The sequence below is a fragment of the Streptomyces sp. NPDC051963 genome (assembly GCF_044593495.1).
GTDB lineage: Bacteria > Actinomycetota > Actinomycetes > Streptomycetales > Streptomycetaceae > Streptomyces.
Map to the genome: position 1 here is coordinate 663,718 of NZ_JBIUCC010000007.1, position 18,641 is coordinate 682,358.

An 18,641-nucleotide genomic window follows, 5' to 3' on the forward strand; every position below is an offset into this window, starting at 1 on the left:
GGCGTCAGTACAACTGCATATCCGAAACAACTTCATATCCGGACAACTTCATATCCGATTCATTTCCGACAGGGGAGCGCCACAGCGCTGAGAGTGCGGCAGCCGTCTTCCGGTGGGCCGCAGACCCTCTGAACCTCGCCCAGGTCATTCTGGGTAGGAAGTTCGGTCTTCACTCATGAGAACCACGAACAAGTACATAGTCATGGCCATCGGACTGGGCCTGGTCACGCTGTCCGCGTGCGGATCGTCCTCCGGCTCGGGCGGTGACTCCAAGACCGTCACGCTCGTCAGCCACGACTCATGGGCCGTCTCCAAGAGCGTCATCGCCGACTTCGAGAAGGAGTCCGGCTACCAGGTCAAGGTCCTGGAGGACGGCGACGCCGGGCAGGCCGTGAACAAGGCGATCCTGACCAAGGACAACCCGCAGGGCGATGTCTTCTTCGGCGTCGACAACACCCTGCTCTCGCGGGCCCTCGACAACGGTCTCTTCCAGTCGTACGAGGCGAAGGGCGCCGACCTGATCAAGCCGGAGTACCGGGTCGACGAGGACAAGCACCGTGTCACGCCCGTCGACACCGGCGACATCTGCGTCAACTACGACAAGGCCTGGTTCAGCGAGCACAAGCTGACCCCGCCCCGGTCCTTCGCCGACCTGATCAAGCCCGCGTACAAGAATCTGCTCGTCACCGAGAACGCCGCCACCTCCTCGCCCGGCCTCGGCTTCCTGCTCGGCAGTGCCGCCGCGTACGGCGACGACAACTGGCCGGACTACTGGAAGAAGCTCAAGGCCAACGGCGTCAAGGTCGTCGACGGCTGGGAGCAGGCCTACAACGAGGAGTTCTCCGGTTCCGCCGGCGGCAAGAAGGCCAAGGCCGACCGGCCGCTCGTCGTCTCGTACGCCTCCTCGCCGCCCGCCGAGGTCATCTACGCGGACCCCAGGCCGACGACCGCGCCGACCGGCGTCGCGACCGGCACCTGCTTCCGGCAGGTCGAGTACGCGGGGCTGCTGAGCAACGCGCGGAACACCGAGGGCGGCAAGGCGCTCCTCGACTTCATGCTCACGAAGACGTTCCAGGACGACATGCCGATGAACATGTTCGTCTACCCGGTGCGTGAAGGCGCCGAGGTGCCCGAGGAGTTCACGAAGTACGGTCCGCAGGCCGAGGACCCCGAGACCATGGACCCGGCGAAGATCGCCGCCCATCGCGACCAGTGGGTCAAGTCATGGACCTCACTTCTACTGAAGTAGCCCCCGTCCGCCGGACGTACGCGGCGCGGCTCGCGCTCATGGCCGTGCCCGTCGCGTTCTTCGCGGTCTTCTTCGCCTACCCCGTCGCCGCGATCCTCGCGCGCGGGCTCCATGTCGACGGGGTCTGGCACTTCGGGCGGATCTGGGACGTGGTCGCGCAGTCCGACATCCGGCATGTCCTGTGGTTCACCACCTGGCAGGCCCTCGCCTCCACCGCGCTCACCCTGCTGATCGCCCTGCCCGGCGCCTACGTCTTCGCCCGCTTCGACTTCCCGGGCAAGCAGGTCCTGCGGGCGATCGTCACCGTCCCCTTCGTGCTGCCGACGGTCGTCGTCGGTACGGCGTTCCTGGCGCTCGTGGGCCGCGGCGGGCTGCTGGACGAGCTGTGGGGCGTACGGCTGGACACGACCGTCTGGGCCATCCTGCTGGCGCATGCCTTCTTCAACTACGCGGTCGTCGTACGGACGGTCGGCGGGCTCTGGGGACAGCTCGACCCGCGACAGGAGGAGGCGGCGCGGATGCTCGGGGCGTCGCGGCTGAGGGCCTGGCGTCAGATCACCCTCCCGGCCCTGGCACCGGCCCTGGCGGCGGCCACGCTGATGGTGTTCCTGTTCACCTTCACCTCCTTCGGCGTGGTGCAGATCCTCGGCGGACCGACGTTCTCGACGCTGGAGGTCGAGATCTACCGGCAGACCTCGGAGATCTTCGATCTGTCCACGGCCGCGGTGCTGACGATCGTCCAGTTCGTGGCGGTGGGCGCGATCCTCGCCCTGCACGCCTGGACCGTACGGCGGCGGGAGACCGCGCTGCGTCTGGTGGACGCGTCGGTGACGGCCCGGCGACCGCGCGGGACGGGCCAGTGGGCGCTGCTGGCGGGCGTTCTCGCCTCCATCGTCGTACTCCTGCTGCTGCCGCTGGCCGTGCTGGTGCAACGGTCGTTCGACGCACCCGGCTTCGGGTACTACCGGGCGCTGACGTCGTCCGACGGGGGCGTGTTCCTGGTGGCGCCGATCGAGGCGATCGGCAATTCGCTCCAGTACGCCGTCGTCGCCACCGTCATCGCCATGGTGATCGGTGGTCTTGCCGCCGCAGCGCTCACCCGGCGGGACGCGGGCCGGTTCGTGCGCGGGTTCGACGCGCTGCTCATGCTGCCGCTCGGGGTGTCCGCGGTGACGGTCGGCTTCGGGTTTCTGATCGCGCTGGACGAGCCGCCGCTGGATCTGCGGGCCTCCTGGATCCTGGTGCCGCTCGCGCAGGCGCTGGTCGGTGTGCCGTTCGTCGTACGGACCATGCTGCCCGTGCTGCGGGCGGTGGACGGGCGGCTCAGGGAGGCGGCCGCCGTGCTCGGGGCGTCGCCCTGGCGGGTGTGGCGTGAGGTCGACCTGCCGATGGTGCGACGGGCGCTGCTGATCGCGGCCGGGTTCGCGTTCGCGGTGTCGCTGGGCGAGTTCGGGGCGACCGTGTTCATCGCGCGGCCCGACAACCCGACGCTGCCGGTCGCCGTGGCCAGGCTGCTCGGGCGGGCCGGCGAGCTCAACTACGGCCAGGCGATGGCCCTTTCGACGATTCTGATGGTGGTGTGCGCGGCGGCGCTGCTGGTGCTGGAGCGGCTGCGGACCGATCGGACGGGAGAGTTCTGATGCTGCTGGGCATCGAAGAGGCGACCGTACGGTTCGGCGGTCGGGCCGTGCTCGACGCCGTTGGCCTGGAGGTCGCCGAGCACGAGATCGTGTGCGTGCTCGGGCCCAGCGGCAGCGGCAAGTCGACGCTGCTGCGTGCGGTGGCGGGACTGCAACCCCTCGACGCCGGGCGGGTGTTGCTGGACGGGCGTGATCAGTCGGGGGTGCCCGCGCATCAGCGTGGGGTGGGGCTGATGTTCCAGGACCATCAGCTGTTCCCGCAGCGCGACGTGGGCGGCAATGTGGCCTTCGGGCTGCGGATGCACGGGGCCTCGAAGAGTGAACAGGCGGAGCGGGTACGGGAGTTGCTCGATCTGGTAGGGCTGCCGGGTTCCGCCCGCCGTGGCGTCGCGTCCCTCTCCGGCGGGGAGCAGCAGCGGGTGGCGCTGGCCCGTGCGCTGGCGCCCCGGCCGCGGCTGCTGATGCTGGACGAGCCGCTCGGCCAGCTCGACCGGTCGCTGCGGGAGCGGCTGGTCGTCGAACTCCGGGAACTCTTCGGCCGGTTGGGCACCACCGTGCTCGCCGTCACGCACGACCAGGGCGAGGCCTTCGCGCTCGCCGACCGGGTCGTGGTGATGCGGGACGGGCGGATCGCCCAGAGCGGTACGCCCCTGGAGGTGTGGCAGCGGCCGGCGGACGAGTTCGTCGCCCGCTTCCTCGGCTTCGACAACGTGGTCGAGGGGACGGTCGTCGGGGAGGCCGCGGACACGCCGTGGGGGAAGCTGCCGGTGGGTGAGGGCGCCGCACAGGGGACGCGGACGCTGCTCGTACGGCCCGCCGGCGTGCGGCTGGTGTCCACCGACACGGGCCTGCGCTGCACGGTGACCGCGCGCACCTTCAGGGGCACCCATGTCGCCGTACACCTTCAGCCGGAGGACGCGCCGCGCCTCGAAGCGGCCTGTGCGCTGCGGGACGCGCCGGAGGTCGGGGACACGGTCGGCGTGGAGTTCGACGCGGCCGAAATCGCCGTGCTCGGTTGACCGGGCGCCCCTAAGGTCAGGGGCATGACGCTACTCGCGCACGACCACTACTGCGACGAAATCGCCGACCAGGTGGGCCGGTTGAGGGCGGTGGTGACGTCCGGTGCCGACCTGTCCGCCACGGTGCCGACCTGTCCGGACTGGACGCTGGAGTATCTCGTCCGGCATACGGGTGGCGCCCTGCGCTGGGTGGAGGCGCTGGTGCGGACGCGGGCGCAGGAGGAGATCCCCGAGGACGAGGTGGAGCTGGGCCACGGCCCCGAAGCCAAAGGCGACCCCGCCGCCCTGGACGCCTGGCTCGCCGAGACCGGCGAGATGGTCGTCGCCGCGCTGCGTGAGGCCGGTCCTGACACGAAGGTGTGGGCGTGGGCCGGGATCCACACCTCCGGCTTCTGGGCCCGCCGGATGACGCACGAACTGACCGTCCACCGCGCCGACGCCACCCTCGCCGCCGGACTGCCCTACGACGTCGCGCCGGACGTGGCGGCGGACGCGATCGACGAGTGGCTTCAGATCATCGAGTTCGTACAGCGGACGATGCCGCACGACGCGGCGACGGAGCTGCGCGGCCCCGGACGCAGCATCCATCTGCACGCCAACGACACCACCCCCGAGGTGAACGCCGAGTGGGTGATCGAGCTCGGTGCGGACGGCGTCGCCTGGCGCCGCGGCCATGAGAAGGCGACCGTGGCCCTGCGCGGCCCGCTGACCGACGTACTGCTCGCCTTCTACCGCCGACTGCCGCTGGACAGCCCGCAGTTGGAGGTCCTCGGTGAGCGGGAGCTGCTGGAGTTCTGGCTGGAGCGGGCGACGTTCGGCTGACATGCGTGTGGCCCGCCCCGAGTTACGGGACGGGCCACAGCGATGGTGCTTTGCCTGAGCCGTCAGCGAGTGCTGTTGGCCCCACGACGGCGGAAGCCGAAGTAGACGGCGCCGCCACCCAGGGCGACCAGCGCTGCCGCGATACCGGCGATCATGCCGGTGTTCGAGTTGGCACCGGTCTCGGCGAGGTTGGAGTCACCGGCCGCGGGAGACGGGGCGTTGCTCGCGGTGTCCGCGGGCGGGGTGCTGTCGCTCTCCGAGGCCGACGGGGTCGGGCTGGGCGTCTCCTCGGCCGGGGCGGAGGGGGTCTCCGACGGCGTCGGAGTGGCCGGCGGAGTCTCGGGCTCCTCCGTCTTGCAGGCCGTGTCCGGGGTCACCAGGTTGGGCTTGATGTCCTCGTCCACGTAGGGCGCGGCGTTGACGTGGATGCGGTACTCCGCGTTCGGCTTCCAGTCCTCGGTGAAGGTGATGGTCACACCTTCGCGCGAGCCCTTGACCACCTGCTCGCCGACCTTCTTGAGGTCGGCGCCATTGTTCTGCAGGTACACGGTGACGGTCGCCGGAACACCGGCGGGGTCCACGTCGGTGACGGTGATGACACCCTTGTCGCCGTCGCACTTGGCGGCGGCCGTGAACTCATTGATGTTGCAGGCGAGGGCGTTGCCCGCGGCACCGAGCGCAAGCGCGGCCGAGGCGGAGGCGACACCGAGGATGCGCACGGAGCGTGCGACGGTACGGCGGGATAGGGGCAGGACTGCCACGTTTGTCCTTCACGAGAAGCGCAAATGCGGGGGGCTGGGGGAGTGTTGATGGGACATCAACACTCCCAAGAGATTCACAGGTCTATAAGCGCCACGTAAGAGGTGTCAACGCATATGCGCGACACAGCCCCCGGCTTTGCCCTCTTATTAACCGCCGACACGTTTCAGAGCCGCCGGAGCCTGCTCGATTCGGTCGACCAGGGCAATTCGGGCCTCCATCGCACGGTCCCGGGCGAGCGCCTGGAGCAGCGGCCAGGCCGGCAACTTCTCCGTCCAGTGCGCCCGGTTCACCAGCACCATGGGGGTGGGCTCGCCCCGCGACTCGTAGTAGTTCGGCGTCGCGTTGTCGAATATCTCCTGTACGGTGCCGGCGGCCCCCGGCAGGAAGACGACGCCCGCGGTGGAGCGGGCCAGCAGGCCGTCCTCGCGGGTGGCGTTGGCGAAGTACTTGGCGATGTGTGCGGCGAACGCGTTCGGCGGCTCGTGGCCGTAGAACCAGGTCGGGATGCCGACCGAAGGGCCGCCCTCGGGCCAGCGCTCGCGGACGTCGAACGCGGCGCGCGCCCAGTCGGTGATCGACGGGACGAACTTCGGTGCCTTGGCGAGGAGTTGGAGCGCCTCGGTGAGCATGCCGTCGCCGTACGGCGCCGCGTACGCACCCAGGTTCGCCGCCTCCATGGCGCCCGGCCCGCCGCCGGTGGCGACCGTGAAACCGGCCCGGGCCAGCTCCTGGCCGAGGCGGGCGGCATCGCCGTACTCCTCCGTGCCGCGCGCCATGGCGTGCCCGCCCATGACGCCGACCACCCGGGCGCCGACGAGGAGTTCGTCGAGGGCGTCCGAGACGGCGTCGTCGTGGATCGAGCGCAACATGGACGAGAAGATGTCGCCGTCCGACTTGGTCTGCTGAAACCAGGAGTACGCGCGGGCGTCCGGGGTCGCCTCATAGCCCTCGTCGAGGCCGGCGAACAACTCGTCGGGCGCGTAGACGAAGCCGCGGTACGGGTCGAAGGGGAGACCCGGGACGGGCGGGAAGACCAGGGCCCCGGAGACGCGCACGTGGGCGGCGGCCCCGGGGTCCATCGGGCAGCCGAGGAAGACGGCGCCCGTGGCGTCCACGGTCAGCAGGACGTCCGTACGGTCCGTCAGATCGACGGCCTGGACACGGTGATGGGCGAGTGAGCCGACCGTTGCGACCACCTCGTCGAACTCGGCGAGGGACTCGATCTCACGGTCGTGGGAGCCGTCGAACGGCTGGGCGGGTGTCGAGTGCACCCGCCCATGCTAGGCACGTCGGATCGTCGGCCAGGGGTCAGCCCTCGATCGCCGACGGGTCCATCCACACGACCTCCCAGTGGTGGCCGTCGAGGTCGTCGAAGCCACGGCCGTACATGAAGCCGTGGTCCTGGACCTGCTCCGACGCCGTGCCGCCCGCGGCGACCGCCTTCTCGACCAGTTCGTCGACCTTCTCGCGGCTCTCGGCGCTCAGACAGATCGCCACCTCGCTGGTCTTGGTGGCGTCCGCGATCTCCTTGTTCGTGAAGGTCGAGTAGAACGGCTTGGTGAGCATCATCGCGACGATGGTGTCGCTGATCACGACCGATGCCGCGTTCTCGTCGGTGAACTGTGCGTTGATCGAGTAGCCCAGCTCCGTGAAGAACTTCTTCGAGGCGTCGAGGTCGTTCACGGGCAGGTTCACGAAGATCATCTGCTGGTACATCGCGGTCTCTCCCATCGAGTTCGTGTCGTTGCGTGGGGTAGACCCAGGGGCCGAGCGGAACTCATCGCCGGGCGGAGACTTTTTTTCGTACGTGTTCTCGTACGACGTTCAGTGGGCCATCGGCAGCGCCGCCAGCTCGGCGACGATCAGGCTGAGCGGGCCGAACAGGGCCAGCAGGGCGCCGGCGCGGAGGGCGGCGGCGCTGCGGAGCATGGCGGCCGGGGCGCCGAGGCGCACGAGGGCGGCGGTGGTGTCGGCACGGGCCTGCTTCGCCTCCACGGCGGCGGTGAGAAGGGTGGCCGCGGTGCTGCCGACGACCACCAGGGTGCCGAGGGTGGTGAGCGAGCCGAGGGGCTGGACCTCGGTGTCATGGACGAGGGCCGACGTGTACGCAGCCGAGGCGACCGCGCAGGCGACGCCCAGCGGGCGGCCGATGCGGGCGGACTCCTCCATGAGGATGCGGCCCGCGAGGAGGCGCAGAGCGCCGGGGTGGAGGGACTGGAGGAGACGGCCGCACAGGTGGGTCAGGCCCGGGGCGGCGAGGGTGAGACCCAGCGCGGTGAGGGCCCAGCCGACGAGGGTGCCGGGGGACGTGGTGTCCGCGCTGCGGCTGGCGTAGGCCTCCACGGTGAGGCCCGCGGTGAGGACGGTGATGCCCCAGGGCAGACCGCGGGGCGCCGGTCGCAGGGCCGGGAGTTCGAGGCGGGGGTCGGGCTCGTGGGCGTCGGCCGGTGCGCTGTCCGGGGTCGCGGTCGCGGGGTCGGTCGCGGGGCCCGCGGCCTGGCGGTTGTCCGCGGGCTTTCGTCCCATGTGCGTGCCGAAGCGGCCGTACGCTCCGAACGTCTCGCGCGCCGCCGCCAGGCCGTAGGCGCCGAAGCGGCCGTAACTCCTGCGGGCCCCGTGCTGCGCGGGCCTGCGAGGGTCTTTCGGGCGGAGCACCAGGGCCGTCGAGAGGGACGCCGCCGCCGGTACCAGCGCGAGCAGCGTCAGGGTCGCCGGGAGGGGGAGTGGCTGTTCCGCAGCCAGGAACTCCGTTGCGGCGCCGTCGAACGGCATGCCGGTGAGGTCGCCCCTCAGGTGGAGGAAGACCAGAAGGGCGAGCAGGGAGCCGAGGGTGGTGGCGAGAGCGGTCGTGAGGGCGGAGACGACCATCAGGCGGCCGGGGCCGAGACCGATGGCGGAGAGGCCGGGGCGGGGTTTGGTCGCCGGGTCGGTGCGGGCCACCGCCACGGCCAGATAGACGGTGGTGGCGAGGGGCGCCGCGCACCAGGCCAGACGGAGGGTCGACGCGGCGGGCTCCTGGTGGGACAGTGCGTGGCCCAGGGCGGAGAGAAGCAGGAAGCCCGTCGCTGCCGAGGCCGCGGCCACCGAGAGACGGCGCAGCTGTACGGCGGGCTGGGCGACGCGGGTCAGACGGAGAGCGAGCACGCGGCCCGGCCTTCCGACTCGGTGACCGGGGGCAGATGCACGGTGGTCACGCGCCGGCCGTCCAGGAGGGAGAGCGTACGGTCCGCGACCGCCGCCGTCTCCGCGTCGTGTGTCGCCAGGATCACCGTGATGCCGTGCGAGCGTGCCGCCGTGGTGAGCGTGCGCAGGATGTGGCCGCGGTCGGCGCGGTGCAGAGGGGCCGTCGGCTCGTCCGCGAACAGGACCGTGGGCGTCGGGGCCAGGGCCCTGGCGATCGAGACGCGCTGCCGTTCCGCCTGGACCATTTCGTGCGGGCGCTTACGGGCGCGGTCGCCGATGTCCAGGCGCTCCAGCCACTCCATCGCCGTCACCTTGGCGCGGCGGCGGCTGGTGCCGCGGAGCATCAGGGGCAGGGCGGCGTTCTCCCAGGCGTTGAGTTCGGGGACGAGGAGCGGGGCCGGGTCGATCCAGGCGAAGCGGTCGCGGCGCAGCCGTTCGCGGGTGAGGGGGCCCATGGTGTGCACCGGCACGCTGTTGAACCAGACCTCGCCGCTCAGCGGTCGCTCCAGGCCGGACAGACATTTCAGCAGCGTCGTCTTGCCGCTCCCGCGGGGGCCGTTGACGGCGACGATCTCGCCCTCCTGGACGTGGAGCGAGACGCCGCCGAGCGCGGGCGAGCCGTCCTCGTGCCGAAAGTGCAGGGAGCGTGCCCAGAGCACGTCGTTGTCCGGCGGGGCCACCATGGGCGTACACCTCGTTCAGATCCGTAATTCCCGGTGCCGATCCCCCGTGCGGGGGAACGACGGCAGGGCCGATCGGCTACAAGGCACGCTAGGGATCCGGGGCAGGAACGCCGGACAGCACGCGGCCCGGGTGCACCCATCCCACTCGTTCGGGTGCACCCGGGCCGCCGGGCAGCTGGGGGCTACAGCTTCGTCCACGCCTCTGTCAGCGTCGCCCGCAGGATCTGCTCGATCTCGTCGAAGGTCTCCTGGTTGGAGATCAGCGGCGGGGCGAGCTGGACGACCGGGTCGCCACGGTCGTCGGCACGGCAGTACAGGCCGTTGTCGTACAGCGCCTTGGAGAGGAAGCCGTACAGGACGCGCTCGGTCTCCTCGTCGTTGAAGGACTCCTTGGTGGCCTTGTCCTTGACCAGCTCGATGCCGTAGAAGAAGCCGTTGCCGCGGACGTCGCCGACGATCGGCAGGTCGTACAGCTTCTCCAGGGTCGCGCGGAAGGCGCCCTCGTTGTCGAGGACGTGCTGGTTGAGGCCCTCGCGCTCGAAGAGGTCGAGGTTGGCGAGGCCCACCGCGGCCGACACCGGGTGGCCGCCGAAGGTGTAGCCGTGCAGGAAGGTGTTGTCGCCCTTGTAGAACGGCTCGGCCAGCCGGTCGGAGATGATGCAGGCGCCGATCGGGGAGTAGCCCGAGGTCATGCCCTTGGCGCAGGTGATCATGTCCGGGACGTAGTCGAACTTGTCGCAGGCGAACGTCGTGCCCAGGCGGCCGAAGGCGCAGATGACCTCGTCCGAGACCAGCAGCACGTCGTACTGGTCGCAGATCTCGCGGACGCGCTGGAAGTAGCCGGGCGGGGGCGGGAAGCAGCCGCCGGCGTTCTGCACCGGCTCCAGGAAGACCGCGGCGACCGTCTCGGGGCCCTCGAAGAGGATCTGCTGCTCGATCTGGTCGGCGGCCCAGCGGCCGTACGCCTCGGGGTCGTCGCCGAAGAGCGGGGCACGGTAGATGTTGGTGTTCGGGACCTTGTGCGCGCCCGGGACGAGGGGCTCGAACGGGGCCTTCAGGGCCGGGAGACCCGTGATGGAGAGGGCGCCCTGGGGGGTGCCGTGGTAGGCGACCGCGCGGGAGATGACCTTGTACTTGGTGGGCTTGCCCGTCAGCTTGAAGTACTGCTTGGCCAGCTTCCAGGCGGTCTCCACCGCCTCGCCGCCGCCGGTCGTGAAGAAGACCTTGTTCAGGTCGCCGGGGGCGTGGTGCGCGAGGCGCTCGGCCAGCTCGACCGCCTTCGGGTGGGCGTAGGACCACACCGGGAAGAACGCCAGCTCCTGGGCCTGCTTGAAGGCGGTCTCCGCAAGCTCCACGCGGCCGTGGCCCGCCTGGACCACGAACAGGCCCGCGAGACCGTCGAGGTAGCGCTTGCCCTTGTCGTCGTAGATGTAGGTGCCCTCGCCCCGGACGATGGTCGGGACGGGTGACTTCTCGTACGAGGACATGCGGGTGAAGTGCATCCACAGGTGGTCGTACGCGGTCTGGCTGAGGTCCTTGGTGCTCACGGTTATCGGGTCCTCACGGTTATCGGGTTCCCCACATGTAGGTCTGCTTCTTGAGCTTCAGATAGACGAAGCTCTCGGTGGAGCGCACTCCGGGGATGGCCCGGATGCGTTTGTTGATGACGTCCAGCAGGTGGTCGTCGTCCTCGCAGACGACTTCCACCATCAGGTCGAAGGAGCCTGCTGTCATCACCACGTACTCGCATTCGGACATGGCGGTCAGCGCGTCGGCCACGGACTCCACTTCGCCCTCGACATGGATGCCGACCATCGCCTGCCGCCGGAAGCCCACGGTGAGCGGGTCCGTGACGGCGACGATCTGCATCACGCCCTGGTCGAGCAGCTTCTGCACGCGCTGACGCACGGCCGCCTCGGAGAGGCCGACGGCCTTGCCGATGGCGGCGTACGGCCGGCGGCCGTCCTCCTGGAGCTGTTCGATGATGGCGAGGGAGACGGCATCCAGCTGGGGATTGCCGTTCCGCTGATCTGCGCTTCGACTGGCCACGGCCTCACTGTGCACGACGTCTCGATAGTTCCGCAAGGCTGGAGCGATGAAATTCGTTGTTTACGCGACTGAGACTTGCGGATTTCGCAGGAATGGCGCGATCGGGGGTGTTGAAAACGTGGGATGGCGGATTAGGGTGGGTGTCTCAGCCAATGGACAGTTCGACCCGACACAGGAGGCCGGCAGTGAGCACCGAGCTGCGTGGGCTGCGCACCCTACGGAATTACGTCGACGGTGAGTTCCGGGACGCCGCCGACGGACGGACCACCGAGGTGGTCAACCCCGCGACGGGCGAGGCGTACGCGACCGCGCCACTGTCCGGACAGGCGGATGTCGACGCCGCGATGGCGGCCGCCGCCGCGGCCTTCCCGGCCTGGCGCGACAGCACCCCCGCCGAGCGGCAGAAGGCCCTCCTGAAGATCGCGGACGCGTTCGAGGAGCGGGCCGAGGAGCTCATCGCGGCCGAGGTGGAGAACACGGGCAAGCCGATCGGACTCACGCGGTCCGAGGAGATCCCGCCCATGGTCGACCAGATCCGCTTCTTCGCGGGCGCGGCCCGGATGCTGGAGGGGCGCAGCGCCGGCGAGTACATGGAGGGCCTGACCTCGATCGTCCGCCGTGAGCCGGTCGGCGTCTGCGCGCAGGTCGCGCCCTGGAACTACCCGATGATGATGGCCGTATGGAAGTTCGCCCCGGCGATCGCGGCCGGCAACACGGTCGTGCTGAAGCCGTCGGACACCACCCCGGCCTCCACCGTCCTGATGGCCGAGATCATGGGCGGGATCCTGCCCAAGGGCGTCTTCAACGTCATCGCCGGCGACCGTGACACCGGCCGTCTGATGGTCGAGCACCCGACCCCGGCCATGGCGTCCATCACCGGCTCCGTGCGGGCCGGCATGTCGGTCGCCGAGTCCGCGTCCAAGGACCTCAAGCGGGTCCACCTGGAGCTGGGCGGCAAGGCGCCGGTCGTCGTCTTCGACGACACCGACATCGCCAAGGCCGTCGAGGACATCTCGGTCGCGGGCTTCTTCAACGCCGGGCAGGACTGTACGGCCGCCTGCCGCGTCCTCGTCCACGAGTCGATCCACGACGAGTTCGTCGCCGCGCTCGCGAAGGCCGCCGCCGACACGAAGACGGGCCTGCCGGATGACGAGGATGTGCTGTACGGGCCGCTCAACAACCCCAACCAGCTGGAGCAGGTGACCGGGTTCATCGAGCGGCTGCCGGCCCACGCGCGCGTGGAGGCCGGTGGCAAGCGGGTCGGCGACAAGGGGTACTTCTTCGCGCCGACCGTCGTCTCGGGGGTCAAGCAGGACGACGAGATCATCCAGAAGGAAGTCTTCGGTCCGGTCATCACCGTTCAGTCCTTCACCGACGAGGCGCAGGCCGTCGAGTGGGCGAACGGCGTCGAGTACGCCCTCGCGTCGTCCGTGTGGACCAAGGACCACGCACGCGCGATGCGGCTGTCCAAGGCGCTCGACTTCGGGTGCGTGTGGATCAACACCCACATTCCGCTGGTCGCCGAGATGCCGCACGGCGGGTTCAAGAAGTCCGGGTACGGCAAGGACCTCTCGGCGTACGGGTTCGACGACTACACGCGGATCAAGCATGTGATGACGTCCCTGGACGCGTGACGCTCCGCTGAGCGTCGGCGGCCCCGGACGGAGCAAGTGCCGTCCGGGGCCGCTCCGTTCCCCCTCCGCGGTGGTCTCAGACGCTGCTGGTCAGTGAGGGGAGTTCGTGCTCGCCCTGGCGGCCGGGGAGTTCAGGCAGGTCCGGCGGGCGGATACCGTCCGGGGCGGACGGGATGGCGATGCCCACTTCCTTCAGGATCGGGGCGCACTTCTTGATCGCCTTGCGGTACGCCCTGCTCCTCAGCTCCGCCTCGTCGTCCTTGTCGACCTTCAGTCAACGGGGCCTGGAGCGGCGCGAGTTCGTGGATCTGACGGCGATCGTGCGGGAGCGGCTGCCGGATGCCGGACCCGATGTCGAGGCGCGGCTCGATCCGGCGCCGGTGCTCGGCGATCCGCAGCTGATCGAGCGGCTGGTGGTCAACCTCACCGACAACGCCGTCCGGCACAACCTCCCACCGGGGGAGGGCGGTTGGGTGCGTGTGTGGACGGGAGTGGACGGGGCGGGGCGGCCCGGGCTGCGGATCGAGAACAGGGGTCGGGTGATCCCGGCCGACCGGGCGGCGGGGCTGTTCCAGCCGTTCCGGCGGCTGGGTCCGGAGCGGGTGCGGAGGCGGGGACGGACTGTGCCTCGGTATGTCGATCGTGGCGGCGGTGGTCGCAGCGCACGGCAGCCGGGTACTGGCCCGGACGCGTCCCCAGGGCGGGCTGACCGTGGAGGTCGGTTTCCCGGCCCCGACGCTGACGCCGACGCCGTACGCCGTGGACGTAATGGACGTACAAAAAGAGCGACAAGGTGTCGGGTCCCTCTGATCAGGCTCGACGCAGCGTCCATTGTCCCGGCACGGCCGGTAGCGGGATGCTGCGTCAATGCCCCCTACGCCGAAGACGCCCTCGCTCTCCCGTCGTTCCCTGCTGCGTGCGCTGGGCGGCACCGCCGCGCTCGGTGGGCTCGCCGGGTGCGGTGTACCCGCCGCGTACGTCAAGCCCGGTGATCGGGCCGCCGCCGATCTGTCCGCCGGTGACAAGCGGCTGACCTGGGCGAACTGGCCGCTCTACATCGACACCGACGACGAGGACGAGACGAGGCGGCCCACGCTGGAGGCGTTCGAGAAGCGCACGGGGATCGCCGTCGACTATGTCGAGGAGATCAACGACAACGACGAGTTCTTCGGCAAGATCAGCCCCGCGCTGATGAACCACCAGCGGACCGGCCGCGACCTGATCGTCATCAGCGACTGGATGTGCGCGCGGTTCGTGAAGCTCGGCTGGGTGCAGGAGATGGACCGCACCGCACAGCCGAACGTGACGAAGTACCTGGACCCGCAGCTGAGGTCGCCCGCCTTCGACCCCGGCCGCAAGTTCACCGTGCCGTGGCAGTCGGGGATCACCGGCATCGCATACGACCGCCGTCGGCTGGGCCGGGAGATCCGGCACGTCTCCGATCTGTGGGCGAGCGACCTCAAGGGGCGCGTCACGCTGCTGTCCGGGCTCGACGAGGCGTTCGCGCTGCTGATGCAGGGCAACGGCGTCGACATCACGAAGTGGACGGCGGACGACTTCCACCAGGTGTGCGACCAGGTCGAGAAGTACGTCCACAGCGGCCAGATCCGCCGCTTCACCGGCAACGACTACACCAAGGACCTGGTCAGCGGTGACGTACTGGCCTGTCAGGCGTACTCCGGCGATGTGATCCAACTCCAGGCAGACAACCCCGACATCCGCTTCGTCGTCCCCGAGGAGGGCGCCGAACTCTGGGCGGAGTCGCTGATGATCCCGAATCTGGCCGCCCACAAGACCAACGCCGAGCGGCTGATCGACTACTACTACGAGCCCGAGGTCGCCGCCGAGCTGGCCGCCTGGGTCAACTACGTCTGCCCCGTCCCGGCCGCCCAGGACATCCTCGCCTCCTCGAAGGACGAGGAGACCGCCGCCCTCGCCGAGGACCCGCTGATCTTCCCAGACACCGAGATGCGGGAACGGCTCGCCATCGCGCGGGACATCCGGGCGGGCGAGCGGACCGAGTTCGCGAAGCGGTGGAACGCGATCGCGGGGTTGTAGGCGGGGAGAGCGGTGGTGTGTTCGGCGCAACCATCTGCCCGCATGTTCCGTCGATGACGCGGCGCAAGACCTGGTACGCCCAGCGGTAGATTTTGGACTTGCTGGTCCAGTTTTTGAAGCGCATGCTGACATCCGTAGGAGATGGACCGAACGGTCCAGACTGCTCGGTTGCCCGGACGGAGAAACCCATGAACGACGTCGAACACCTGAGCGCGATCGAGGACCTGCGCCGTCTGATGGCGCGTTACGTCCGCTACGCCGACCACAAGCGTTGGCAGGACCTGGCCGGCTTGTTCACTCCGGACGGAACCTTCACTCCGCACAAGCCCGACGGCTCGGTCTGGCTGCGGATGAACGGCCGCGAGGAGATCGCCGCCACCATCGGCGGCAGCAGCGGCCCCGACGACGTCCTCATCCACCACCTCTTCTCCGACGAGATCGACATCAGGTCGGCGACCAGCGCCCGCGGCACCTGGTCAATGGAGGACATCATCACCCGCCCCGAGGGCGCCGAGGTCAACCCGGACTTTCCGTTCAAGGCCATGCACGGCTTCGGCCACTACCACGCCCGTTTCGTCAGGACCGACAGCGCCTGGTACATCGCCGAACTCGAGCAGACCCGCCTGCGCCTGGACTTCACCCACTGACACCGCGGTGCCCGCGCGGGCACTCGCACCGCGACGGTCGCCTCGCGGTGGGACGCGATCACCGATCGTGCCGGATACGTCGAACTCCCCGACGGCAACAGCCTGTTCGGCCTTGGGAAGCCCTCACTCACCCTCTACGAGAAGGAAGCACGACTGTGAGCAACGAATCCAAGCGCACCGCGCTCGAACCGTACAAGATCGATGTCCCCGAGGGTGTCCTGGATGACCTCAGGGACCGCCTGAGGAAGACCCGCTTCTTCGACGACCTGGACAACGAGGGGGAGTACTACGGTCTGAGCACCGCCTACCTCAAGCCGCTCGTGGAGTACTGGGCGGACGGGTTCGACTGGCGTGCGCAGGAGAAGCGGCTGAACTCTTACAACCAGCACAAGGTCGAGATCGACGGCGCACCGGTGCACTTCGTCTACGAGCACGGCACGGGCCCGGACACGGTCCCGATCATGGTTCTGCACGGCTGGCCCTGGCCCGGCGAGTTCAGCCTCCCGGTCGTCGGCCCGCTGACGAACCCCGTCGCCCACGGCGGTGACGCAGCCGACTCCTTCGACGTCGTCGTGCCGAACCTGCCCGGTTTCGCGTGGTCCACCCCCCTCGCGAGGGGTGACCTGAACTACTGGAAGATCGCCGACATCCTGCACAAGCTGATGACCGAGACGCTGGGCTACGAGAGGTACGCCGTAGCGGGCTCCGACTACGGCGCCCTGGTCGCGAGCGCACTCGGCCACAGTTACGCCGACAGCATCATCGGCCTGCACTTCGGCCACGACCTGCCCCCGGGCATGTTCGGCAACGAACGGTTCTGGGACCTGACCGACGGCGCCAAGATCCCCGAGGACGCCACGCCGGAACTGCGGGCCGGCATGGAGAACCTCGTCAGGACCTACGTCTCGCACGTCACGGCCCACATGCTGGACGCGTCGACCCTCACCCACGGTCTGAACGACTCTCCCATCGGCATGCTGGCCTGGCTGCTGCAGCGTTGGAAGAAGTGGAGCGACAAGAACGGCGACTTCGAGACGGCCTTCCCCCGCGACTTCGTCCTCACCCAGGCCACCACCTTCTGGGTGACCGAGTCCATCGGCACCTCCATCCGCATGTACCGCAACGCGGCGCGCTATCCATGGGTGCCCTCGCACGACCGTCAGCCGACGGTCGAGCCCCCGGCCGGCTTCACCTTCCTCCTGGGGGACGCCTACCCGCCCGGCGTCCGCACCGTCGAGGAGCGCATCGCCGCCTTCGAGAACGGCCCCACCCGCGGCGTCTTCAACCCGATCAATGTCAACGCCCACGACAAGGGCGGCCACTTCGTGCAGTACGAGAACACCGAAGCCTTCGTCACCGACCTCCGGACAACCTTCCGGAAACTCCGCTGACCCTGCGGTCGCCGGGCCTCATGCTCCAGCTGATGCCAACCACGCCCCGGCAGACCGCCAGGCAGCCTCAAGACCCGGCCGCGCTTGTGCCCTTCGCGTCAAGCGCCCGCCGCGCCTCGGCTGCGCGGGCCGAGCGCACGAAAGCGGTGACCGCCGGACGGGACGCCCCCTCGGGCCACGCCAGGACAAGACGCGTGGGCGGCAGATCCGACACCGGCACCGCGGCCACCCCGGAGGAGAGTCGTTCGGCGGCTCCCGAACCCACGACGGTGATCAGGCGTCCGAGTACGACCCGGTCGACGATCTCGTCGAGCCCGACCAGCGGGCACTCGGGCTCGAAGTTCGCGTCCTGGTGGAGCTCGGCGACCGTCACCACGGGGCGCCGGGCCAGTGGATGGTCACGCGGGAGCAGCGCGAGGGGCGCCTCCTCCGTCAGGTCGGCGGTCCGCAGGCCGGTGAGGTCGTCGGTGCCGACGCACAGCAGCGCTATATCGGCCCTGCCGTCTCTGAGGGCGGCCGGGCGGTCGTGCGCGAAAACGACATCGTGGCCGCCGACCTCGGAGGAGCGGAGCAGATCGGCGATCAGCGCGGACGCGGTGCCGGGACGTACCGCCATCACCAGCCGGCCGGGCTGCTGCACGCGCTGGGCCCGCCGCACGGCCGCGTCGAGCGAGTCGAGCAGCCGTCGACTTTCGTCCAGGAACACGGCACCGGCGTCGGTGAGCGCGACACGGCGGCTACTGCGCTCCAGGAGTAGGACTCCCATTCGGCGCTCCAGACGGCTGATCGCGCGCGACAGCGGGGGCTGGGCCATGCCCAGGCGCTCCGCGGCCTTTCCGAAGTGCAGCTCCTCGGCGACCGCGACGAAATAGTCGAGTTCGCGGGTCTCCAGACGATCCATACCTCCAGGGTATCGACCCTTGCCGGAACCCTCATGGTTCGCGACCGTTCCCGGTGGTCCACTCGAAACAGGAACACGACTTGCATCAGGAACACGAAAGGGAACGTGCGAACCATGAGCGACGAGCGCAAGGTCCAGGAGATCCTGGCACGCTATGTCCGCGCCACCGACCGACGCGACGGCAAGAGCCAGGGCGCCCTGTTCACCGACGACGCCACCGCGCAGATCTTCACCAAGACCGGCCCCGACGCCTACGAGGAGGTCGGCGAGCCGATCATCGGCGGCTCGGGTGTGGAGTACGCCGTCGACAACTTCATGGCGCCGCACCCCGAGGGCGGCTCCAGCCACCACGTCACGGCGGACCACCTCATTGAGGTCGACGGCGACCGGGCGCACATGAACGCCCAGTTCGTGGTCTTCGAGGTCCGCGCCTCCTCCCGCCCGGCAGGCGGCTGGCCCGAGGACGCCTTCGGCGCCCAGGGCGCCGTCCGGCCCATCGAGTCCGGCTACTACGACACCGACCTGCGCCGCGTCGACGGCGAGTGGAAGATCGTCCGGCACCGCGTCCTGATGGACATGCCGATGGCGATCCCGGGGGCCTGA

At 69.5% G+C, this 18,641-nt stretch carries 18 protein-coding genes, 1 pseudogene and 1 riboswitch; of the genes and pseudogenes, 11 read left to right on the forward strand and 8 right to left on the reverse strand.

Annotation, left to right across the window (positions count from 1 at the left end; genetic code table 11):
• Positions 1–60: 60 nt before the first annotated feature.
• Positions 61–178, forward strand: a riboswitch (TPP riboswitch).
• The 4 genes from ACIHFB_RS31020 (at position 176) to ACIHFB_RS31035 (ending at position 4,730) form a co-directional block, all read left to right on the forward strand.
• Positions 176–1,249 carry a thiamine ABC transporter substrate binding subunit gene (locus ACIHFB_RS31020; RefSeq protein ID WP_400128691.1) on the forward strand — a complete coding sequence of 358 codons (1,074 nt, stop codon included), beginning with the start codon at positions 176–178 and terminating at the stop codon, positions 1,247–1,249. (Overlaps the previous riboswitch by 3 nt.)
• Complete coding sequence (locus ACIHFB_RS31025) at positions 1,225–2,889, forward strand: ABC transporter permease (RefSeq protein ID WP_400128692.1); 1,665 nt, start codon at positions 1,225–1,227, stop codon at positions 2,887–2,889. Before ACIHFB_RS31020 ends, ACIHFB_RS31025 begins: the two co-directional genes overlap by 25 nt.
• Positions 2,889–3,908: an ABC transporter ATP-binding protein gene (locus ACIHFB_RS31030; protein WP_400128693.1), complete on the forward strand. Its 1,020-nt coding sequence runs from the start codon at positions 2,889–2,891 to the stop codon at positions 3,906–3,908. Before ACIHFB_RS31025 ends, ACIHFB_RS31030 begins: the two co-directional genes overlap by 1 nt.
• A gap of 24 nt (positions 3,909–3,932) precedes the next feature.
• Positions 3,933–4,730, forward strand: a complete 798-nt coding sequence (locus tag ACIHFB_RS31035) for a maleylpyruvate isomerase family mycothiol-dependent enzyme (protein ID WP_365286349.1) — start codon at positions 3,933–3,935, stop codon at positions 4,728–4,730.
• Between the two features lie 62 nt (positions 4,731–4,792).
• Here the strand turns inward: ACIHFB_RS31035 and ACIHFB_RS31040 are convergent, their stop codons facing one another.
• The 7 genes from ACIHFB_RS31040 to ACIHFB_RS31070 all read right to left on the reverse strand — a co-directional run bounded on the left by ACIHFB_RS31040 (position 4,793) and on the right by ACIHFB_RS31070 (position 11,422).
• A complete protein-coding gene (locus ACIHFB_RS31040) occupies positions 4,793–5,449 on the reverse strand; it encodes an LAETG motif-containing sortase-dependent surface protein (protein ID WP_365286347.1) in 657 nt (218 codons plus the stop codon).
• A gap of 189 nt (positions 5,450–5,638) precedes the next feature.
• Entirely contained in the window at positions 5,639–6,763 is a 1,125-nt protein-coding gene (locus tag ACIHFB_RS31045; protein WP_365286345.1) for a Rossmann fold nucleotide-binding protein, read from the reverse strand.
• A gap of 37 nt (positions 6,764–6,800) precedes the next feature.
• Complete coding sequence (locus tag ACIHFB_RS31050) at positions 6,801–7,208, reverse strand: VOC family protein (RefSeq protein ID WP_365286482.1); 408 nt, start codon at positions 7,206–7,208, stop codon at positions 6,801–6,803.
• A 108-nt stretch (positions 7,209–7,316) separates the two neighbouring features.
• Positions 7,317–8,636 carry a hypothetical protein gene (locus tag ACIHFB_RS31055; RefSeq protein WP_365286343.1) on the reverse strand — a complete coding sequence of 440 codons (1,320 nt, stop codon included), beginning with the start codon at positions 8,634–8,636 and terminating at the stop codon, positions 7,317–7,319.
• Positions 8,618–9,358: an ATP-binding cassette domain-containing protein gene (locus ACIHFB_RS31060; protein ID WP_365286341.1), complete on the reverse strand. Its 741-nt coding sequence runs from the start codon at positions 9,356–9,358 to the stop codon at positions 8,618–8,620. Before ACIHFB_RS31060 ends, ACIHFB_RS31055 begins: the two co-directional genes overlap by 19 nt.
• Before the next feature lie 182 nt (positions 9,359–9,540).
• A complete protein-coding gene (locus ACIHFB_RS31065; RefSeq protein WP_365286339.1) occupies positions 9,541–10,905 on the reverse strand; it encodes an aspartate aminotransferase family protein in 1,365 nt (454 codons plus the stop codon).
• Between the two features lie 19 nt (positions 10,906–10,924).
• Positions 10,925–11,422 carry an Lrp/AsnC family transcriptional regulator gene (locus tag ACIHFB_RS31070; protein WP_365286337.1) on the reverse strand — a complete coding sequence of 166 codons (498 nt, stop codon included), beginning with the start codon at positions 11,420–11,422 and terminating at the stop codon, positions 10,925–10,927.
• A gap of 170 nt (positions 11,423–11,592) precedes the next feature.
• On the opposite strand from ACIHFB_RS31070, the gene ACIHFB_RS31075 reads away from it, so the two are divergent.
• The 6 genes and pseudogenes from ACIHFB_RS31075 (at position 11,593) to ACIHFB_RS31100 (ending at position 17,137) form a co-directional block, all read left to right on the forward strand.
• Complete coding sequence (locus ACIHFB_RS31075; RefSeq protein WP_365286335.1) at positions 11,593–13,041, forward strand: gamma-aminobutyraldehyde dehydrogenase; 1,449 nt, start codon at positions 11,593–11,595, stop codon at positions 13,039–13,041.
• A 179-nt stretch (positions 13,042–13,220) separates the two neighbouring features.
• Positions 13,221–13,592: pseudogene (locus ACIHFB_RS31080) on the forward strand (hypothetical protein); the annotation flags it as partial.
• A gap of 82 nt (positions 13,593–13,674) precedes the next feature.
• Positions 13,675–13,851: a hypothetical protein gene (locus ACIHFB_RS31085; protein ID WP_400128725.1), complete on the forward strand. Its 177-nt coding sequence runs from the start codon at positions 13,675–13,677 to the stop codon at positions 13,849–13,851.
• 57 nt (positions 13,852–13,908) lie between these two features.
• The gene (locus tag ACIHFB_RS31090) at positions 13,909–15,099 is read left to right on the forward strand and encodes an extracellular solute-binding protein (protein WP_365286331.1); all 1,191 of its coding nucleotides are present in this window, start codon (positions 13,909–13,911) and stop codon (positions 15,097–15,099) included.
• 188 nt (positions 15,100–15,287) lie between these two features.
• Positions 15,288–15,746 (forward strand): nuclear transport factor 2 family protein, encoded by a 459-nt coding sequence (locus ACIHFB_RS31095; protein ID WP_400128694.1) that lies wholly within the window; start codon positions 15,288–15,290, stop codon positions 15,744–15,746.
• A gap of 155 nt (positions 15,747–15,901) precedes the next feature.
• Complete coding sequence (locus tag ACIHFB_RS31100) at positions 15,902–17,137, forward strand: epoxide hydrolase family protein (protein ID WP_400128695.1); 1,236 nt, start codon at positions 15,902–15,904, stop codon at positions 17,135–17,137.
• A gap of 67 nt (positions 17,138–17,204) precedes the next feature.
• Here ACIHFB_RS31100 and ACIHFB_RS31105 read toward each other — a convergent pair whose 3' ends face one another.
• Entirely contained in the window at positions 17,205–18,038 is an 834-nt protein-coding gene (locus ACIHFB_RS31105) for a LysR family transcriptional regulator (protein WP_365286325.1), read from the reverse strand.
• A 114-nt stretch (positions 18,039–18,152) separates the two neighbouring features.
• Here ACIHFB_RS31105 and ACIHFB_RS31110 point away from each other — a divergent pair, with 114 nt between their 5' ends.
• Positions 18,153–18,641 carry a nuclear transport factor 2 family protein gene (locus ACIHFB_RS31110; RefSeq protein ID WP_400128696.1) on the forward strand — a complete coding sequence of 163 codons (489 nt, stop codon included), beginning with the start codon at positions 18,153–18,155 and terminating at the stop codon, positions 18,639–18,641.

Excerpts from the sequence above, each read along its gene's own strand:
- ACIHFB_RS31105 (WP_365286325.1), bottom strand. The coding sequence starts at position 18,038 with ATGGATCGTCTGGAGACCCGCGAACTCGACTATTTCGTCGCGGTCGCC.
- ACIHFB_RS31050 (WP_365286482.1), bottom strand. The coding sequence starts at position 7,208 with ATGTACCAGCAGATGATCTTCGTGAACCTGCCCGTGAACGACCTCGAC.
- ACIHFB_RS31095 (WP_400128694.1), top strand. The coding sequence starts at position 15,288 with ATGAACGACGTCGAACACCTGAGCGCGATCGAGGACCTGCGCCGTCTG.
- ACIHFB_RS31035 (WP_365286349.1), top strand. The coding sequence starts at position 3,933 with ATGACGCTACTCGCGCACGACCACTACTGCGACGAAATCGCCGACCAG.
- ACIHFB_RS31020 (WP_400128691.1), top strand. The coding sequence starts at position 176 with ATGAGAACCACGAACAAGTACATAGTCATGGCCATCGGACTGGGCCTG.
- ACIHFB_RS31030 (WP_400128693.1), top strand. The coding sequence starts at position 2,889 with ATGCTGCTGGGCATCGAAGAGGCGACCGTACGGTTCGGCGGTCGGGCC.
- ACIHFB_RS31085 (WP_400128725.1), top strand. The coding sequence starts at position 13,675 with ATGTCGATCGTGGCGGCGGTGGTCGCAGCGCACGGCAGCCGGGTACTG.
- ACIHFB_RS31060 (WP_365286341.1), bottom strand. The coding sequence starts at position 9,358 with ATGGTGGCCCCGCCGGACAACGACGTGCTCTGGGCACGCTCCCTGCAC.
- ACIHFB_RS31025 (WP_400128692.1), top strand. The coding sequence starts at position 1,225 with ATGGACCTCACTTCTACTGAAGTAGCCCCCGTCCGCCGGACGTACGCG.
- ACIHFB_RS31110 (WP_400128696.1), top strand. The coding sequence starts at position 18,153 with ATGAGCGACGAGCGCAAGGTCCAGGAGATCCTGGCACGCTATGTCCGC.
- ACIHFB_RS31090 (WP_365286331.1), top strand. The coding sequence starts at position 13,909 with ATGCCCCCTACGCCGAAGACGCCCTCGCTCTCCCGTCGTTCCCTGCTG.